The 18,484-nt window shown below is 69.5% G+C and carries 13 protein-coding genes and 1 tRNA gene; 6 read left to right on the forward strand and 8 right to left on the reverse strand.

The annotated features are described in order from the left end of the window. Positions 1-239 precede the first annotated feature (239 nt). The 3 genes from DRB06_RS00910 (at position 240) to DRB06_RS00920 (ending at position 2,764) form a co-directional block, all read left to right on the forward strand. Positions 240-312: transfer RNA gene (locus tag DRB06_RS00910), tRNA-Arg, on the forward strand. Positions 313-448: 136 nt separating this feature from the next. Then, positions 449-1,180, forward strand: a complete 732-nt coding sequence (gene aqpZ, locus DRB06_RS00915) for an aquaporin Z (protein WP_108965577.1) — start codon at positions 449-451, stop codon at positions 1,178-1,180. A gap of 138 nt (positions 1,181-1,318) precedes the next feature. After that, complete coding sequence (locus DRB06_RS00920; RefSeq protein ID WP_111818902.1) at positions 1,319-2,764, forward strand: GuaB1 family IMP dehydrogenase-related protein; 1,446 nt, start codon at positions 1,319-1,321, stop codon at positions 2,762-2,764. 103 nt (positions 2,765-2,867) lie between these two features. On the opposite strand, the gene DRB06_RS00925 is transcribed toward DRB06_RS00920, so the two are convergent. The 8 genes from DRB06_RS00925 to DRB06_RS00960 form a co-directional block, all read right to left on the reverse strand. Then, the gene (locus tag DRB06_RS00925; protein WP_111818903.1) at positions 2,868-3,722 is read right to left on the reverse strand and encodes a hypothetical protein; all 855 of its coding nucleotides are present in this window, start codon (positions 3,720-3,722) and stop codon (positions 2,868-2,870) included. Positions 3,723-3,788: 66 nt separating this feature from the next. After that, the gene (locus tag DRB06_RS00930; RefSeq protein WP_146750764.1) at positions 3,789-4,421 is read right to left on the reverse strand and encodes a hypothetical protein; all 633 of its coding nucleotides are present in this window, start codon (positions 4,419-4,421) and stop codon (positions 3,789-3,791) included. A gap of 245 nt (positions 4,422-4,666) precedes the next feature. Next, entirely contained in the window at positions 4,667-5,854 is a 1,188-nt protein-coding gene (locus tag DRB06_RS00935; RefSeq protein ID WP_108965586.1) for a hypothetical protein, read from the reverse strand. Further along, a complete protein-coding gene (locus tag DRB06_RS00940; protein ID WP_073327906.1) occupies positions 5,851-6,144 on the reverse strand; it encodes a hypothetical protein in 294 nt (97 codons plus the stop codon). Before DRB06_RS00940 ends, DRB06_RS00935 begins: the two co-directional genes overlap by 4 nt. Beyond that, on the reverse strand, positions 6,141-6,623 hold the full coding sequence (locus tag DRB06_RS16430) for an SAV_915 family protein (RefSeq protein ID WP_244542552.1): 483 nt from the start codon (positions 6,621-6,623) through the stop codon (positions 6,141-6,143). Before DRB06_RS16430 ends, DRB06_RS00940 begins: the two co-directional genes overlap by 4 nt. Before the next feature lie 97 nt (positions 6,624-6,720). After that, complete coding sequence (locus DRB06_RS00950) at positions 6,721-7,947, reverse strand: PLP-dependent transferase (RefSeq protein WP_111818904.1); 1,227 nt, start codon at positions 7,945-7,947, stop codon at positions 6,721-6,723. Between the two features lie 102 nt (positions 7,948-8,049). Beyond that, entirely contained in the window at positions 8,050-9,441 is a 1,392-nt protein-coding gene (locus DRB06_RS00955) for a MalY/PatB family protein (RefSeq protein ID WP_111818905.1), read from the reverse strand. A 393-nt stretch (positions 9,442-9,834) separates the two neighbouring features. Then, positions 9,835-10,704, reverse strand: a complete 870-nt coding sequence (locus tag DRB06_RS00960) for a TetR/AcrR family transcriptional regulator (RefSeq protein WP_111818906.1) — start codon at positions 10,702-10,704, stop codon at positions 9,835-9,837. Positions 10,705-10,908: 204 nt separating this feature from the next. On the opposite strand from DRB06_RS00960, the gene DRB06_RS00965 reads away from it, so the two are divergent. From DRB06_RS00965 to DRB06_RS00975, 3 genes are all read left to right on the forward strand, one after another. Then, positions 10,909-13,827: a YhgE/Pip domain-containing protein gene (locus DRB06_RS00965; protein ID WP_181575148.1), complete on the forward strand. Its 2,919-nt coding sequence runs from the start codon at positions 10,909-10,911 to the stop codon at positions 13,825-13,827. Positions 13,828-14,039: 212 nt separating this feature from the next. Next, positions 14,040-16,007, forward strand: a complete 1,968-nt coding sequence (locus tag DRB06_RS00970) for an ABC transporter ATP-binding protein (RefSeq protein ID WP_111818908.1) — start codon at positions 14,040-14,042, stop codon at positions 16,005-16,007. Next, a complete protein-coding gene (locus tag DRB06_RS00975) occupies positions 16,004-17,761 on the forward strand; it encodes an ABC transporter ATP-binding protein (protein ID WP_073327900.1) in 1,758 nt (585 codons plus the stop codon). The genes DRB06_RS00970 and DRB06_RS00975 overlap by 4 nt, the downstream gene beginning before the upstream one ends. The last annotated feature ends 723 nt before the right edge of the window (positions 17,762-18,484 follow it).

The following is an 18,484-nucleotide window of genomic DNA, read 5'->3' on the forward strand; positions in this document are numbered from 1 at the left end:
GCCATACTCGCCCTCGCCCACCGCCGCATCCTCACCCTATACGCCATGATCCGAGACGGCTCCCTCTACGACCCACCAGCCCAACAACTACCCACCGCCGCTTGACAAACCACATAGGGGCACCCCCCCCGCCGACTGCGAGCGTGGCTGGTCGGCCGCGGCTGTGCCCAGGCTCACGGCCCGAGGATTTGTGGCCTCCCGGATCGCCGAGTAATGTTCCGGGTTGTCCGAACCGGATTGCGCCAGTAGCTCAATGGATAGAGCATCTGACTACGGATCAGAAGGTTGGGGGTTCGAGTCCCTTCTGGCGCACTGACGCCCCGTCATCGGCTGAACAGTCGGTGCTGCGGGGCGTTTTCCACGTCCCTGGCTATCCCTGTGTAGTCCCTGTCCCATCCACATTGCCGGATCCGCCTGAATCCAGCATTCGAACAACGAAAGGCCATCAATGGCTCCCCTGTCCAAGCGTCTGGGCGCCGAGTTCCTCGGTACGTTCTGGCTCGTCTTCGCCGGCTGCGGCTCCGCCGTCCTCGCCGCCACCGCCATCACCGACTCCGACTTCCCCGTCGGCATCGGCTACCTCGGCGTGGCCCTCGCCTTCGGCCTGGCCGTGACCACCATGGCCTACGCCGTCGGCGCCGTCTCGGGCGGCCATTTCAACCCCGCCGTCACCCTGGGCCTGGCCGTCGCCGGCCGCTTCGCCTGGAAGGACGTCCTGCCCTACTGGTGCATCCAGATCGTCGCCGGCCTGGTGGGCGGCGGCGTGCTGTACGCCATCGCCTCCGGCTCCGACAGCTTCGACGTGGCCGCCAACGGGTTCGCCGCCAACGGTTACGGCGCGCACTCCCCGCACGGCTACTCAATGGCCGCCGGCTTCATCTGCGAGCTGGTCATGACCGCCATCTTCCTGATCGTCATCCTCGGCTCGACCGACTCCCGCGCCCCCAAGGGCTTCGCCCCGCTGGCCATCGGCTCCACCCTGACGCTCATCCTGCTGGTCTCCATCCCGGTCACCAACGCCTCCGTCAACCCGGCCCGCTCCATCGCCGTCGCCTTCGAGGCCGGCAACGGCGCCCCCGGGCAGCTGTGGCTGTTCATCGTCGCCCCGCTCCTGGGCGCGGCCATCGCCGGCTTCAGCTACGCCTTCCTGCTCGGCAAGGACCCCGAGCAGAACGCCTGACCGGCCCGCGCGGCCGACCATCCGGTCCGCGCGGTAACGGCCCCTCACCCCCTCGTTGCTCGCGACGAGGCGGCCGTGAGGGGCCGTTCGCCACCCGCGGGCACGCTCACGGGCCGGGCTGCGCCGTAGAATCCTCAAGTGAAGTTCCTCAACGGCATGCAGCCCACCTTCGACCTGACGTACGACGACGTATTCATGGTCCCCTCCCGCTCCGCCGTGGGTTCACGCACGGGCGTGGATCTGACCACCGACGACGCCAGCGGCACCACCATCCCGCTGGTGGTGTCCAACATGACCGCCGTGGCCGGCAAGCGCATGGCGGAGACCGTCGCCCGCCGCGGCGGCATCGCCATCATCCCGCAGGACATTCCCGCCGACGTCGTCATCGACACGGTCGCCCAGGTCAAGGCCTCCCACCTCGTCTACGACACCCCGGTGACGGTCAAGCCGCACCACACCTGCGGCTACGCCCTTGGCCTGATTCCCAAACGTGCCCATGGCGCCGCCGTCGTCGTCGACGGCGAAACCAACGCCCCGATCGGCATGGTGGACATGCGTGACGTGAGTGGCGTCGACCGCTTCACCCAGGTGCGGCGGGTGATGAGCACCGAACTGGTCACCCTGCCGGAGGGGATCGACCCGCGTGAGGCCTTCGATCGGCTCAAGGTGGCCCGCCGCACCCTGGCGCCGGTGGTGGGGGCCGACGGCGGCCTGGTCGGCCTGCTCACCCGCTCCGGGGCCGTGCGTTCCACCATCTACCGGCCCGCCGTCGACGCCGCCGGCCACCTGCGCGTGGGTGCCGCCATCGGCATGAACGGCGACCCGGCTCGCCGCGCGGCCGAACTCGTGGCGGCCGGGGTGGACGTGATCGTCGTCGACACCGCCCACGGGCACCAGGACCGCATGGTGGAGGTGGTCCGGGCCGTGTGCGCCGCCCTGCCCGGCGCCTTCCCGATCGTCGCCGGCAACGTGGTCACCGCGGCCGGCGTGCGCGACCTGGTCGACGCCGGCGCCTCCATCGTCAAGGTGGGGGTGGGGCCGGGCGCCATGTGCACCACCCGCATGCAGACCGGCGTGGGCCGCCCCCAGTTCTCCGCCGTCCTGGAGTGCAGCCGGGAGGCGGCGCGCCTGGGCGCGCACGTGTGGGCCGACGGCGGGGTGCGCCACCCGCGCGACGTCGCCCTGGCGCTCGCGGCGGGCGCCTCCAACGTGATGATCGGCTCCTGGTTCGCCGGCACCCACGAGTCCCCGGGTGACCTGCAGTACGACGCCGACGGCCGCGCCTACAAGGAGAGCTTCGGCATGGCCTCGGCCCGGGCGGTGGCGGACCGCACCGAGGGGGAGGACGCCTTCGACCGCGCTCGCAAGGGGCTGTTCGAGGAGGGCATCAGCGCCGGCCGCATGTACCTGGACCCCGAGCGCCCCGGCGTGGAGGACCTGATCGACTCCATCGTGGCGGGCGTGCGCAGCTCCTTCACCTACGCCGGAGCGGCCTCCATCCCGGAGTTCCGCGAGCGGGCGATCGTCGGCATCCAGTCGGCCTCCGGCTACCGCGAGGGCGCCCCGGTGCCGGTCAGCTGGTAGCCCTCCCGACCAACTCTCCCCGCCCCTCCCCGCCGAGGTCGGTTGATCTTACGTGCCGAGGTCGGTTGATCCGGCTGCCAGCCGGGATGGCTCGGCACGTGATTCATTTTCGGTGGCGGCGTGGCCGATCAGGCGTTTGTTGGGAAAGCTCTGCTTCTATTTCCCGGATGGGGTGTTGCATGAGGGAGCGGACGCGTTTGAGTCCTTCGGGTTTGGCGAGTTCTTGGCGGAGGGGCGCGTGGGTGCTGTAGAACTCCAGGACGCGGCCGATCTGGGTGCAGCCGGGGTACAGGTAGCTAATGGGGAAGACGATGGTGCTTCGTCTGCGCGTGGTTATGAGTAGTGCCCCGTTCTGCACGCCCGCCTCCCGCGGGCGTTCCTTCCAGGGGATCCAGGCTTCGTAGCGTTGCCCCGGCCATAGGTGTACGCCCTCGTAGTTCAGGATGATGGCGGGGCCGGTGGGCATCCCGAACGGCCGCCGACTCAGTCCGGAGATCACTGCCCGAAGTATCACCAGTGCGACGGCGCTGCTGCCGACTCCGCCGATCCGTTCCTGGGGGACGAACCACGGCAATACCACACCGACGCCGATGCCGACAATCGAGGTTGTGGTTGCGAACCAGTCGTAGGCGAGCAGGCGCCACGAGGGCCTGATCGCGATGCCGGAGTCGTCCCGGTACCAGTGCTCGTACGCACTGCGGCGCAGCATTGACTTGCCCTCCAGCTGTGCAGCGGCCATTGCGGAGGAGACCGCCAGGGCGGTGAAGACCACGCCGAGTGCGATTGCGGAGACCGCGAAGAAGAACCAGGCGCTAAGGATGTAGAGCAGTGTGATGGCCAGCGTGGAACGGAGGCCCTTACCGTAGACGTCATCGGCGTCATCACAGCTGACGATCTTCGTGCGTGCTTCCTCTGTTGCGCGTTCTGCGCGATGACGCACTATGTACAGCCAGCTCATAACGGCTCCCGTTTCCCCTGGCAACGCGTTGGCTGATGTGAAGCTGGAGTCATATGGCACATCGATTCACTTGCGGTGTCTGCGTGGGCGTCTGGGTGTCGGTGGGGGTAGTTGCTGTTCGACTTCCTGGACGGTGTGTTGCATAAGGGATTTGACGCGTTCGAGGCCTTCGGGTTTGGCGAGTTCGTGGCGGAGGCGGCGGTGGCCGCTGTAGAACTCGATGACACGGCGCAGCTGGACGTATTCCATGGGGAGGCTGCCCATGGGGAACTCGTAGGTTCCTGTCTGGCTTTTGATGACGGCGTTGGCGGTGGTGGTTAGGAGTAGTCGGTAGGCGACTACTTCGGTGACTTCGGGCCGGCTTTCCCATGACACGTATGTGCTATGGCGGGTGCCGGGCCAGATGTGGATGCCGTCATGAGTGAGGGCCAGTGCCGGACCGTGGCGCAGGGTGAACGGTGTCTTACGCCAGGACGCGGTGGCCAAGCCGACCGTAATGGAGGAGAGGAATACGGTTCCGCGCATGGTGGAGCCGATCGGTGTCTGGGTGAGCCGCACGAACCACACCAGGCCGATGCCGAGCAGGCCGGCGAGGAACACCAGGGCGAAGAACGCGTACTCGGCTATGGCGATGCTCCGGTCGGGGAAGAACAGCGTGGCGCCCTCGGCGTGCCGCCAGTACTCACGCACACGTCGCAAAGCCCCAAGATGATCCACCGCAACCGGAATATGTATTGCAAAGCCTGTCGCGGCTAGCCCGAAAACGACTGCGCAAGAGGTGTTGCCTACCAACGTTGCCAGCATCCAGGCAAGGAGCAGTGTTCCACCCGCTAATAGTGCCTCCCACCAAGGAGATTTCGAACGGTCGATATCTGCCTGGTGGCAGGTGGTAACGCGCGGATACTTCCGGCGTTCCCTCCAACGGGACATATGACTATCCGAACTCATCCAAAGATCCGATTCCATTGGTTGGAGGCCCAGTCGGTCGCGTCATCCACACGGTCTGCACCCCAGTCCCACATGTCATTAAGGCCCTCGTCTATCTTTCCGCGTATTTCCAATGGTACATAGTTCTGATAGAGATAACCTACGCCTACTGCTACGGACCCTGTCACGAACACGGTTGCCCACACTGGTGCTCCCGCTATGGCGACCGCCGTTGCTGCCGAAGCTGCGGCTGGCACCAGGACCTCGGACGGAGAATCCCCTGTTGCGAGCTCAATGCCAATGAATCCGAGGGTTATCGAGGTACCAACGCCTTTTGCTACTTTCTTCCCGGTTTTGGCTACTTGTTCGGCGGTGTCAGCTTTAGGGGAACGGTTCAGGTTCCTGTCTACAGTGTCCTGATTCGGCGGCTTGTTGCCGGATCTGACAGCGGGGTTGCCTGAGCGCTCGATCGCCTTCGCGGTCGCCGCTGCGACGGCGGCGTCGTACAGCGCGGTGGCCTTGTTGTAGTAGACGTTTTGCGTTCCTGCTTCGAATCCTTCGCCGATGGCGTTCTCCACCATCTCCTTGACCCCGTCCATGAGGACGTTGTCCAATGCGTCGGACTCTGCGGTGACGAGGTGCTCGGTGATCCAGTCGTCGAGTTCGTCAAAGGTGTCCTGGACGTCCTCGCTGACCTCGTCGAAGAGGGCCTTCTTGGTCTGATAGTCCTCGTAGGCGTCGTTCGCGGTCGTCCACTCCTGCTTCTCGGCTGCGGTGGCGCCATCTCCCAGGTCGGCGGGCTTGGACACCGGGGTCGGTGCCACAATGACGTTGCCTACGACTGTCAGACCTCCTGCTATCGCGGTCTCGCGGTGCTCGGCCATGTCATCCTTGCGCCAACCCAGCTGGTCGGCGAAGGACCTAATGACGTCTACAGCGTTCTTCGCGCGATCGTAGGCATTGCCGCAGGCGTCATACAGGTCGTTCGAATACGCAACCACCGCGCTAGCAAGCTCTCCCGACAGGTCTGCGTTGGTGAGCGTGGCAGCGTTGCTGAACATGGTGCGCGCGTCACAGAACCCGTCCTGCAGCAGCTTTAGCCAGTCGGCGGAGCTGTCGACCGACTCCACACTCCCGGGGATCGTGGTGTCGATCTGGGCGGTGCAGACTCCGTCTCCGTTATCGACAGGGAAACCCGTGCTCATGGCATGTCCTCCTCCATGTCGCGGAAGGTCTGTGCGACGTCGTCGTCGGCACCGGAAACCAGGTTGATGGCGCTCTTCATGTTGGTGTAGCCGAGTTCAGCAGCCAAAGCCAGCGTGCCGGCGTCCTGCGCGAGCTGGGAGATCATGCTGGTGATGTACGTGCTGCCGTCTCCGGCGTCCACCGAGTAGGGCATGGTCGGCGCGTTGGCCTCCAGGTCGTCCTGGGCAGTTGCAAACCTTGCCGCAATGTCGATCGCGGAGTCGTACTCGAACCGGAACTCTTCGCTCATCGCGCCGACCTCCGATCCGTGTTCACCGCCGTGCGCCAGAGCTCCTTTGGCACCGGCAAGTCCAGGTAGATGACGTCGTAGTGCTCCACGACTTCCAGATCACCCAGTCTCTCGGTCGGGTACAGCACCCAGGGCTGGTGTGGCCCCATGCAGTCCGCCAGGCGATCCAGCGCCGTGTAGGCCAGCAGTGCCATGCGCCCGTCGTTCGTCTTGCGCAACTCGATCTCGGCGCCGTAGGTGTTCGGCGCGCCGGTCGAGGGCAGGTAGAGCACGGGCGGGATAACGGGCTTCTTGCCGCGTGGTGCCCGGCCGCCACGCGAGGGCCGTCGATCTGGCCGGTCGGCGGCATGGCGCCCACGACTCGGGGGCAGATACTGCTCGGTGGCCGTAACCGCGGCGGCCTCCCGTTGTCTTTGCTTCCTCTGTGCCAATACTGCTGTGGCCGACATCGGGAAGCTCGGACCTGTGCTGGAATCCATGACGACAGCCTACCCGGCCGTGTTGCTAACCCGTTACCAAACAAGCCTGTGGCCTCGGCCGCACTTGGTGCGTCCGTCAGTGCCCTCGCTGCTCTACTCACGCCGTCGCGTCGGCCAGGTTCAGCGCCTGCTTCAGATCGGCCACCAGATCCTCGGCGTCCTCGATGCCGACGCTCAGCCGCAGCAGCCGGTCCGTCAGCCCGTAGGCGGCGCGGGTGGCCGGCGGCACGTCCGCATGCGTCTGCACGCTCGGGCACGTCACCAGCGACTCCACCCCGCCGAGTGACTCGGCGAAGGTGAACACGCGCACCGCCGCCAGAAATGCGGCCACGTCGACGCCGTCGGCCAGCTCGAAGGACACCATGCCCGAGCGTCCCGGATACAGCACCCGCGTCACCCTCGTGTCGGCGCGCAGGAAGTCGGCCACCTTCCGGGCGTTGGTCTCGTGGCGCTCCATGCGCAGCGACAGCGTCTTCAGTCCGCGCAGCAGCAGGAACGCGTCGAAGGGGCCCAGCGTCGTCCCGGTCGTGTTCGACTGATACTGGAGCCGCTCGCCCAGCGCCGGGTCTTTCACGACGACGGCGCCCGCCATGACGTCGTTGTGCCCGGCCAGGTACTTCGTGGCCGAGTACACGGCCACGTCCGCACCCAACTCCAACGGCCGGCAGATCACCGGCGTGTAGAAGGTGTTGTCGACCGCCAGCAGTGCCCCCGCCGCATGCGCCCAGTCGGCCACCCGCGCAATGTCCAGCTCGGTCATCATCGGGTTGGTGGGTGTCTCAATCAGCACCAGCGCGGCCGGCCGCCGCAGCGCCTCCCGCAGGCCGGCCTCGCCGACCACGAAGTCCACCTCGTAGGCGCCGTCGTCGGCCAGACATTTCAGGTACCGGTAGGTGCCGCCGTATAGGTCCTCCAGGGCGACGATCCGCGAGCCGTACGGCGCCAGCGTGGTGACCGTCAGCTGCACCGCCGCCATGCCGGAGGCCAGGGCGAAGCCCGCCGCCCCGCCGTCGAGCCGTGCCAGGGCGTCCTGCAGGACGTCGCGGGTGGGGGAGGCGGTGCGCGTGTAGTCGTAGCCGGTGGAGGCGCCCAGGCCCGGATGCCCGAAGGCGGTCGACAGGTGGATCGGCGTCGTAATGGCGCCGGTGACCGGGTCGGTGCCGGTCCCCGCATGCGCCAGCACGGTGTCGAGCCGCCAGGGGCTGGGGGAGTCCGACCACGTGGGGTGGTGCTGGATCGGCGCGGTGCGACACCCGGAATGATCGACGGCGGGGCCGCGCACGGCGTCGGAGGACTGCGTGGGGGTGGAATCGATGACGGGCATAAGAGCTTTCTGGCTGGCTGGGAGTGTTGGGCGCACTGGGCGCGTTATTGGTGCCGGTCCCGGCTGTCATTAGTGCCGGTCTCGGCGAGGTGGGGCGACGGTTCAGGCGGCGGCGCTGGCGAGCAGACCGTGTACGGCGATCTCCAGGCGATCCAGCGCCTCGTCCAGCGTTGCGCGCGGGCAGGCGATATTCAGCCGGGTGAAGCCGGCACCGCCGGTGCCGAACAGGGCGCCGTCGTCGAGCCACAGGCCGGCCTGATCGGTGATGAAACCGTCCAGCTCCTCCGCCGCCAGGCCCGTGGCCTCCAGCAGACCCGTGCAGTCCAGCCACAGCAGATAGGTGCCCTCGCATGGCGAGACTTCGACGCCGGGCACCCGCTCCAGGCGGCGGATGACGTGTCGGCGCGCGTACTCGATATGGCGGCGCAGGGCGTCGAGCCAGGCGTCGCCGGACTTGTAGGCCGCCTGGCAGGCCGTCAGTCCCAGCACATTCGGCTGGGAGTAGCCGGCGGCGCCAAGGGCCGAGCGGAAGCGGGCGCGCAGGTCGGGATCGGCGATGAGGATGTTGGCCACCTGCAGCCCGGCCAGGTTGAAGGACTTCGACGGCGAGGTGCAGGTGATGGTGCGGGCGGCGGCATCGGCGGACAGGGAGGCGAAGGGGGTGGTGCGGTACCCGGGCAGGGCGAGGTCGGCGTGCACCTCGTCGGAGACCACGAGCACGTCGTGGCGTTCGGCCACCTCGGCCAGCCCCGTCAGTTCGGCGCGGGACCACACTCGGCCCACCGGGTTGTGCGGGTTGCACAGGAGCAGAAGGCGGGCGCCGGTGCTCGTGAGCACGGCCTCCAGCGCGTCCAGGTCGCGCCGGTACACGCCGTCGGCGCCGCGCACCAGCGGGGCCGGGGCGACCACGCGCCCCTGCTGCTCGACCACCTCCCGGAACGGGTAGTAGACGGGCTCCTCAATGACGACGGCGCCGCCCGGCTCGGTCAGGGCGCGCACCGCCGTCGCCAGCGCGGGCACGACACCCGGGGTGACGACGTTCCAGGCCGGGTCGATGCGCCAGTCGTAGCGGCGGGCGAACCAGGCGGCCAGAGTGGCGTTGTAGGCGGCGTCGGGCTCGGTGTAGCCGAAGATGCCGTGCCGCACCCGCCACAGCAGGGCGTTGACCACGCAGGGCGCCGTGGGATGGTCCATGTCCGCCACCCACAGCGGCAGGACGGCGCTGGGGCGGCCACGCTCGGCGGCGAAGTCCCACTTCAGGCTCGCGGTGCCGGCGCGGTCGTGGACCACGTCGAAGGGGGAGGCGGAGGCGTGCGGGGCGAGGCCGGAGGCATCGGGGACGACGGCGGAAGTCGCGGCGGCGTCGGCCGGCAATGAGACCACGGCTGTGGGCGAGTTGGCGGCCGGAGTCTGGCGCTCCGGAGCGGATGGGTGCCTTGGCGGTTCGGACACGGCGTCGGTGCCGGTCACGACGGCGGGGGTGTAGGTGGTCATGGTGCTTCCTGTAAGGCTTGGGGCTGCCGTCACGTCGGCCGACCCGGGCACGTAACTTCAACCGACCTCGGGGAGGTGGAGTGGACGCGGTGTGCACAGGCCGGTGGCGGCGGTGAATGGAGGATTACCGGGGTTTGAACGCGGGCCGACATAGTTGACGGCCGCGGAGTGCAACGAGCGCCCGCAGGCGGCTCGGACTCTGACCGTTACTCGTGTAAACAGCGACGGCTGGCGCTGTCAGCGCATCTGCATTCGACGCATGCTTTCGGCGCGCGCCATCAGGGCGCGGGTCGTGGGCGTCGAAGCGGTCATGGGGTGAGGTTAGCGCCGTTGGTGCGGGGCATGTCAAGGGCGGCCGGGATGCGGTCTCCCGTCTGGGGCGCGCACTAACGGTTAGGCGTCAGCGGTGTGGGTGACCGGCGTCGACAGGCGGGCCAGCAGCGTGGGCAGGGTGCGCACGAGGAAGGCGGTCAGGTCGGGGTCGGCGGCGTTGGCGCCGGTGCTCTCCGACCCGCGGTCGCTGTTGGCGTCGGCGTCGTCGGTCTGAGCGCCACGAGTGCCAGCGGCCTGTGCGTCACCGGGCCTGTGCGCGTCGGGCGCGGCGGACAGGGCCATGCGCATGGAGCGCACGGCGGTGGCCATGATGAGTTCGGTGGTGTCCTCCGGGCTGAGCAGGCAGGCGCGGTTGATCGACGCCAACCCCTCCACCAGCACCCTTACCAGGTGCCGTTTGAAGGCGGCATAGCCCTCGCGCAGCGGGGAGCCCCCGCCATCCGCCTCGGTGCGCGCGATGTAGGCGGCGAACTCGTTTTGCAGTAGGAACACCTCGCGTGAGATCGGCATGGCCCCGAGCAGCCGGGAGGCGAGTTCTGCCAGCCCGGCGGCCAGTTCGGCGTCGGACTCCAGCGTTGGTCCCTCCGTCTGCGTGGACAGCGCGCCGGCGACGGACTCGTCCACGAAGTTGACGATGGAGGTCCACTGCTCCTCGGCCAGGCGCTGCACGAAGTGGTCCATGTCGGTGAAGTTGGAGTAGAAGGCGCCGCGGGTGAAGCCGGCCCGGGAGCAGATGTCGCCCACGGAGGTGCCGCCGATGCCCTTGTCTGCGAACAGTTCCCGGCCGGCGTCCAGCAGCAGCGCCTGAGTCTGGGCGCGTCGCTCGGACGGGGGGACGCCGATGAGCCGACGCACCGCGGCCCGCCGGGCCGACAGGCGCGCGCCGGCGGCCTCGATCAGCTCCTCCGCTTGTTCCCTACTCGTGCTCATGTCCAGCTCATCATGTCATTTCGCGTCGCCCTGTGTCATTCACGACATTCGCGACGCCGGCGTCGAGGGTGTTTTCGGCGTCCCCTCGGGGTTTCTCAGGCCGATCCTCGGCGTCCAGCCAGACAGGCATGATACAGGTCTGTATTGAAGGCGTCGATACAGATGTGTATCGTCGGTCGGCGGAACTCAGGAGAGGCAACTGAAATGAAGAAGCTCAGCGGCTCGCGCATCGCCAACCTGGTCGTGGTGCTCGCCGTGTCCATCATCCCGCTGTTGTACTCGGGACTGTTGACGCTCGCCTACCAGAACCCCACCAACCGGCTCGGTAACATCAAGGCCGCCGTCGTCAACGAGGACAGCGCCTACACGGCCACGCTCGCCAACGGGGAGACCGAGACCTTCAACCTCGGCGCCGACCTCACGGACGCCCTGACCCATCCGGACGGCGATGAGCCTGTCGGCTTCACCTGGGAGCAGATGGACGCCGCCACCGCCGAGGCGGACATGAACACGCAGAAGGTCCGCGCCATCCTCTACATCCCCGCCGACTTCTCCCAGATCGCCTCCCGCGTCGGCTCCGATGACCCCTCCGACGCCGTCACCCAGGAGCTGAAGCTCGTCACCGACGACGGCATCAACTACCTGGCCGGCACCATGGCCGCCACCGTCGCCTCCGAACTCTCCAACCGCCTGGAGCAGCAGGGCTCCGAGCGGGTCCTGTCCACCCTGCTGCTGAGCGTCTCCACCATCCGCGAGGGACTCGTAGAGGCCTCCGACGGCGCCACCGCCCTGGCCACGGGCGCCGCCACCCTGGAGTCGGGCACCGCCGACGCCGCCGACGGTGCCGACCAGCTGGCCGACGGGGCCACCACCCTCACGGTCGGCATGAGCGAGCTGGCCTCCGGCGCCGTCACCCTCTCCGACGGCCTGACCATCCTCGCCACCTCCACGTCAACCGCCGCCTCCGGCTCCCAGCAGCTGGCCGACGGCGTGGCCCGCCTGTCCACCGGAGCGTCATCGGCCGCCTCCGGCGCGAGCACGCTGGCATCCGGCGCGGGCACCCTGGCCGACGGCACCTCCACGCTGGCCTCGGGTGCCGCCACGGTCGACTCGGGCGCGGGACAGGTGGCCGCGGGCGCATCCTCCGCCTCGTCGGGCGCCACCAGCCTGTCCGCCGGCGCCACCAGCCTGTCCGCCGGCGCTACCACCCTGTCCACCGGCGTGAACACCTACGTAGACAGTGTGGACCAGGCCTACACGACGCTGAAGGACCAACTCGACCCCGGCGCCCAGGACCTGGCGTCGGGCCTGAACCAGCTGTCCGCCGGCGTCGGCAAGTCCACCGACTCCTACGCCAGCGGCGAGGAGAGCCAGCGGACCCTTTACGGAGCCGCCAATGACCTGGCGACGGGCGCCCAGAGCGCGGTCAACGGGATCGGGTCGTCAACCGACTCGGCCGCGGCCGGCCAGGCGACCCTGTACGGCGCCGTCAACGACTACACCGGCGGCGTGTCCACCGCCCAGGCAGGGGCCGGGCAGGTCGCCACCGCGCTCGCGGGCGCCTATCAGCAGTGCGTCGCCGACCACGGTGAGACCGACGCGACCTGCCAGGCGATCGCGCAGGCCGCAGGCGGGCTCGGTACCACCGAGGACACGGCCCAGTCCGGCACCGTGCTGGGCGGCCTCAACACCCTAGCCGCCTCCAGTGCGGGCGTGACCGGCGCCGTCGGCCAGGTCGCCACCGGAGCGGAGCAGCTCTCCTCCGGCGCGACCCAACTGCAGGGCTCCGTCGGTGCCGTCGCCACCGGGGCGGCGGATGCGTCCTCCGGCGCCACCACGCTGTCCGGAGGACTGGGGTCCGCCACCGACGTGTACAACCCCGCCACCGGCGAAGACCGCAGCCTCACCGGGGTGCTGGCCGCACTGTCCTCCCAGGGCCCGACGTTGACCTCCGGCGCCACCTCCGTCAGCGACGGCGCCTCCCAACTCGCCACCGGCTCCAGCGACCTGTCCACCGGTCTGAACACCCTGTCCACCGGGGCCAACAGTCTCTCCGCCGGCACCTCCCAGCTCGCCACCGGCGCGAACTCGGTCAACTCCGGCGCGCAGACCCTGTCCAGCGGTGCCGACACCCTGTCCAGCGGCCTGAACACGCTGTCCTCCGGCGCTTCCACGGCCGCCACCTCCTCCCAGACCCTTGCCGACGGCCTCGCCCGGCTCTCCGCCGGCGCCGACACCACCGCCACCGGTGCGGACACCCTGTCCAGCGGCCTGGGCGCTGCCTATTCCGGCTCCGTCACCCTGTCCGACGGCGCCACCAACCTCAGTGATGGCCTGGATCAGCTCAAGAACGGCTCCACCGAGCTGTCCGACGGCGCCGACGCCCTCAGCGAGGGCCTGGAAGACGGCGTCGACCAGATCCCCGACTACACCGCGGCCCAGCGCCAGACCATGACCGACGTGGCCGCCGACGCCGCCGACGTGGATGCGGTGCGCGACAACCCCGTGGCGAACAACGGCGCCGGCTTCACCCCGATGTTCATGAGCCTGGCGCTGTGGGTCGGCGCCATCGCCCTGTTCCTGGTGCTGCCCGCCCTGGACAAGCGCGACCATGGCGAGCGCTGGTACGCCGCAGCTATCCGGCCCGCCACTACCGCCGCCCTGCTTGCCGTCGCCCAGGCCGTGGTCATGATGGTTGCGGTCAATGCCGCGGGCGAGATTCACGCCGCCAACCTGGTGGGCCTGTGCGCCATGGCGATCGCCGCGTCGCTGACCTTCGTCGCCGTCAACCAGGCCTGCGTAGCCACGCTCGCCTTCCGCGGCCGCTTCGTGTCCATCATCCTGCTCAGCCTGCAGATCACCTCCATGGGCGCGACCTTCCCGATCGAGACCACGCCGCGCTTCTTCCAGTGGATCCACCCCTACCTGCCGATGAGCTACACCCAGCTCGCCTTCCGGCGACTGATCGCCGGCGGCGGCGTGGACGGGATCTACCTCAAGACCCTGGCGGTCCTGGCCGTCTGGGCGCTGATCGCCTGGGCCTTCATCCTGCTGGGCGCCCGCCTGCGCCGCGGCCCCAAGCCGCTGCCGGCGGACAACGCCCTCGCACCCACCGCGGCCTGACCTGGTCCCGCCGCTGCGGTGGTCCGCTGTGGCCGGCCCCCAAGGCACCCGAATTCGCCCTGATACGAGCTTTTGCACCCTGGTGTACGCCTAATTGCCGCACACCAGGGTGCAAAAGCTCGTAGTAGAAGGCAGATGTTCGTTGTAGCCGGGACCGGCGGGAGCGCATTCCTTGTGGCCGGCCGCGGCCGGGTCACATAGGCTAGGAGATCGTGTCAATCCCCGTTGCCCGCGCCCCGCGGCGGTGGCCCGCCTTCCTGTCGGTGCAGACGACGCCGCCCCCGGAGCTGCCCGCCACCCCGGGCGGGCTGCTGCGCGCCGTGACCCGCATGAGCGTGCCCGCGATCGCCCTCGGCGTCGTGGTCTCCACGGCCTCCTACCTCGCGCAGGCGCTGATCCCGCTGGCACTGGGCGACCTGCTCGACGCCGGTCTCGAGGCCGGACTCACCGCCCGCCTGCTGCCCGGGTTGGCTGCGCTGACCGGACTGGGACTGCTCGGCTCGCTCGCCGCCGGCCTGGAGGACGCCACCGGCATGGGCGCCTGGGTCGGCGCCTGGAAGCCGGCCATGCGTGGTGCCGCCCACCGCCTGGGCCTGCGCTCGCGAGCCGTCACCCGCCGCATCGCCAGCGGGGACGTGATCGCCACCATCACCGCCGACGCCGACAACATCGGCGCCCTGATGTACTTCGTCGTGAACGTCATCGGCGCCCTGGTCAGCGTCGTGGTTGTGGGTGTGCTCATGTTGCGCACGTCCGCCCCGCTGGGGCTGCTGGTGCTGATCGGTCTGCCGATCGTGTTGGCGTTGGTGGGCGCCTTCATCCGTCCCCTGAACCGGCGCCTGTCCGTGCAGCGCGAAGAACAGGGGCGCCTGTCCACCATCACCACCGACGCCGTGTCCGGCCTGCGCGTGCTGCGCGGCATCGGCGGGGAGGACGTGTACGCCGCCCGCTACGCCGAGGCCTCTCACCGGGTGCGCGATGCCGGCATCCGGGTCGCCTCCACCCAGGCGTTCCTGGCCACCGTCAAGGCCGGCGCCCCCATGGTCTTCACCGCCGTCGTCGTCGGTGCGGGTGCCCGCGCGGCCCTGACCGGCACCATCAGCCCGGGCCAACTGGTCACCTTCTACGGGTACACCACCTTCCTGGTCGGGCCGCTGGGCGTGATGGCCGACCTGATCCAGTTCTCCACCCGCGCCTGGGTGGGCGCCCGCAAGGTTGCCCGCATCGAGGCGGTCGAGCCGCTGACCGACGACGCAGGCGTCGTCCCCGGGGCGCGCCTGGACCCGGCCGGCGACCTGACCGACCTGAGTTCCGGCGTGGTGCTGCGCGGCGGACGCATGACCGCCCTGGTCTGCCCCGACCCGGCCCGCGCCGCCGCCCTGGCCAAGCGCCTCGGCCGTGCCGACGACGCCGACGGCCCCGTCGCGCTGGGCGGCACCGACCTGCGCACCGTCCCGCTTAAGGAGGTGCGCCGCACCATCGTCGTCTCCGGCGCCCACGCCGAGGCCTTCGCCGGCACGCTCGCCGAGGAGGTACTCGGCGACGAGATCCCCCTGTCCGGGCCGCGCCCGACCGCCGAGGTCATCCGCTCAGGCGCGGTGGCGGGCGCCCACGGCGACGACGGCCCCGCCGCCGGCGGAGGTGCGGCGCCCCTGACCGCCGCCCAGCGGGAGCGCGCCGAGCAGGCCCTCGCCGTGGCCGCCGCGGGCGACGCCCTGGACTCCCTCGGTGGCCTGGATGGCCAGCTCACCGAGAAGGCCCGCAACGTCTCCGGCGGTCAGCGCCAACGCCTGGCTCTGGCCCGCGCCGTCGCCCGCCACGCGCCCGTGCTGGTGCTGGTAGAGCCCACCAGCGCCCTGGATTCGCACACCGAGGACCTGGTGGCCCGGAGGCTGCAGGAGGAGCGGCGGGGCCTGACCACCGTCGTCGTCACCTCCTCCCCACTGCTGTTGGGACGTTGTGACGAGGTGGTGCTGCTCGCGCCCGCCGAGGCGTCTGACGGCGGTGCGGTCAGCGCCGTCGTCGACGCCAATGGCGCCGGTGCGGCCGGCCGGCGCGGGACTGCGACCCCGGCGGCAGATGTGCATGAGGTCGCTCGCGGTACCCACCACGAGCTGAGCGCTCTGGACGCCTACCGCGCCGTCGTCGAACGCGGTGTAGACACGGGAGGAGAGCCGTGAACCGACGCCTACCCGTGGCCGACGGGGCCGCCGTGCGTCGCCGCGCCGTCGAACTGGTCCGCGAGCACCGCGGCGCGATCGCCGCCGTCACGATCATCCAACTGCTGGCGGCACTGGCCTCCGTGGGCATCCCCCGGGTGCTCGGATCCATGGTCGACCTGGTGACCGGTGCCGTGGACGCCAATACGGCCGGTCGGCTGCAGGGGCTGATCGTCGTCGTCATCGCCCTGGCGGTCGGCAACGCCGCCCTGACCGGCTGCGGCGAGTACCTGGCGCGCGTGCTGGGGGAGCGGGTGTTCGCCGAGCTGCGCGAGCGGCTGGTCGGCTCGGCCATGCACCTGCCGCTGTCGGTGGTCGAGTCCGCCGGCACCGGCGACTTGCTGGGGCGCACGGGCCGGGACCTGGACTCCATTCGCAACGTCGTCCAGCGCGGCGTCAGCCAGATCCTCGTCATTGTGCTCACGCTGCTCACGATCGTGGCCGCCGCGGTGATCACCTCCCCGCAGCTCAGTCCCGCGCTGATCATTCCGCTGTTGACCATCCTGCCAGCGGCGAGTTGGTACCTGCGCTACGCCGTGCCCGCGTACCGGGCCATGAACGCCATGTGGGCCGAGGTCGACGGCGTTGTCGCCGAAACCGCCGACCAGGCGGTCACCGTCGACGCCCACGGGTTGGGGGCGCGCCGCAACCGCATCCTGGACCGGGCCATGATCGAGGTCTGGTCCACCGAGCAGTACGCCCTGTGGCTGCGCATTGTCCTGATCACCGCCCTGGGGCTGGGCTCCTTCGCCCCGGTGATCGCCGTCGTCGCCTGGGGGGCTTGGTTGGCCGGACACGGTGCCGTATCCCTCGGGGCGATCACCACGGTGTCGCTGTACGCCGTTCAGTTGCGCACGCCCGTCTCGGAGATGACCTTCTGGATCGACTCCCTGCAGACGGCGGGCGCCGCCATGTCCCGCATCGTCGGCGTGGAACTGGTCGCTCCCGACCGCCAAGCCACCAGCAGCACGGTCACGGGCCGGCCTCCGCGCGTGTGCGGCGTCTCCTACGCGTACCTGCCCGGACACGACGTGCTGCACGATGTCGACCTGGAGTTGATCCCGGGGGAGCGACTGGCCGTCGTCGGCCCGTCCGGCTCGGGCAAGTCCACGCTCGGCCGCATGCTCGCCGGCATTCACCCGCCCACCCGCGGGCGCGTGACAGTGGGCGACGGCGATGGCGTCGATCTGACCGCGCTCACGGAGGATGCGCTGCACCACGAGGTCGCGCTGGTGACCCAGGAACACCACGTCTTCGCCTGCAGCCTGGCCGACAACCTGCGTCTGGCCCGCACGGACGCCACCGACGCCGAACTGGAGCGCGCCCTGGAGGTCGTCGGTGCCGCCGAGTGGGCGCGGGGGCTGTCCGACGGGCTGGACACCCTCGTCGGCGCCGGCGGAGTGCAGCTGACTCCGGGGCAGGCGCAGCAGGTCGCGCTCGCCCGCATCGTGCTGATGGACCCGGCCACGCTCGTGCTGGACGAGGCCACCAGCCTGCTCGATCCCAGCGTCGCCCGCTCCGCCGAGCGCTCGTTGGACGCCGTCCTGGCCGGTCGCACCGTGGTGGCCATCGCCCACCGGCTGGACACGGCCGCCGCCGCCGACCGGGTGGCGGTGGTGATTGACGGGCGGATCGTGGAGCTGGGTCCGCACGCCGAGCTGCTGGCCGCCGGCGGGGAGTACGCCCGCCTGTGGCGCGCCTGGGTCAGCGGCTGAGCGGCGCTCGCCCCTCCGGCTGGACCGCCCACGCCCCGTTGGACCGCCCACGCCCCGTTGGACCGCTGTAACCGGCGGCTACGCCGGTCCAACCGGGGAACAGGGGTCCAACCGGGGAACGGCGGTCCAACTAATGGGCTCAACAGCCACACACCGCCACCCAAGCACTTACACAACAGGACCTAGAACCTCGAAAAGCTCCAGAACGCGTACGTGAGGCGGTATCGGTGGGCGGCCCGAGCACGGGGAGCGGGCTATGTGCAGGCGGCCGGGCCACAGGCGGCGTTACCGATCTCGGCGCGTAACTTTGACCGACCTCGGCGGTAATAAGGATCTTCCGGTTTGAGGGTGTGGTGGTTGGGGTCGGGGCTGCGGTGCGGGTGGTCGTTGTCGGTGGGTGGTGTTGGCTTGCGATGATTCTTCGGGGCCGTTGGGATCATCTGGGTGCTGGACTGGGACTGCCGCCATTGACGACGCACGGCGGTGATCTTGGCGCCCTACTCGACAGGCCCCGGGCCCAGACATGAGCGCCCGGGGTGCGGACCTGGCGTGTTTGCCCGCGCGCCCCGGATGACGGTTCGGCACCTCGCGTGACGGTTCGGCACTGGGTGCCAACGCTTCGGCACTTCTGACGACGGTACGTACCCCTACCGTACTGTGTTGTCTCATGACTTCTGGGACTGTTGGATCTCATGACATCTGGGAGTGTCAGAAGTAGTGAGA

Origin of the sequence: Actinomyces sp. Z5, from assembly GCF_003287795.1 — a bacterium.
Classification (GTDB): Bacteria; Actinomycetota; Actinomycetes; order Actinomycetales; family Actinomycetaceae; genus Actinomyces; species Actinomyces glycerinitolerans.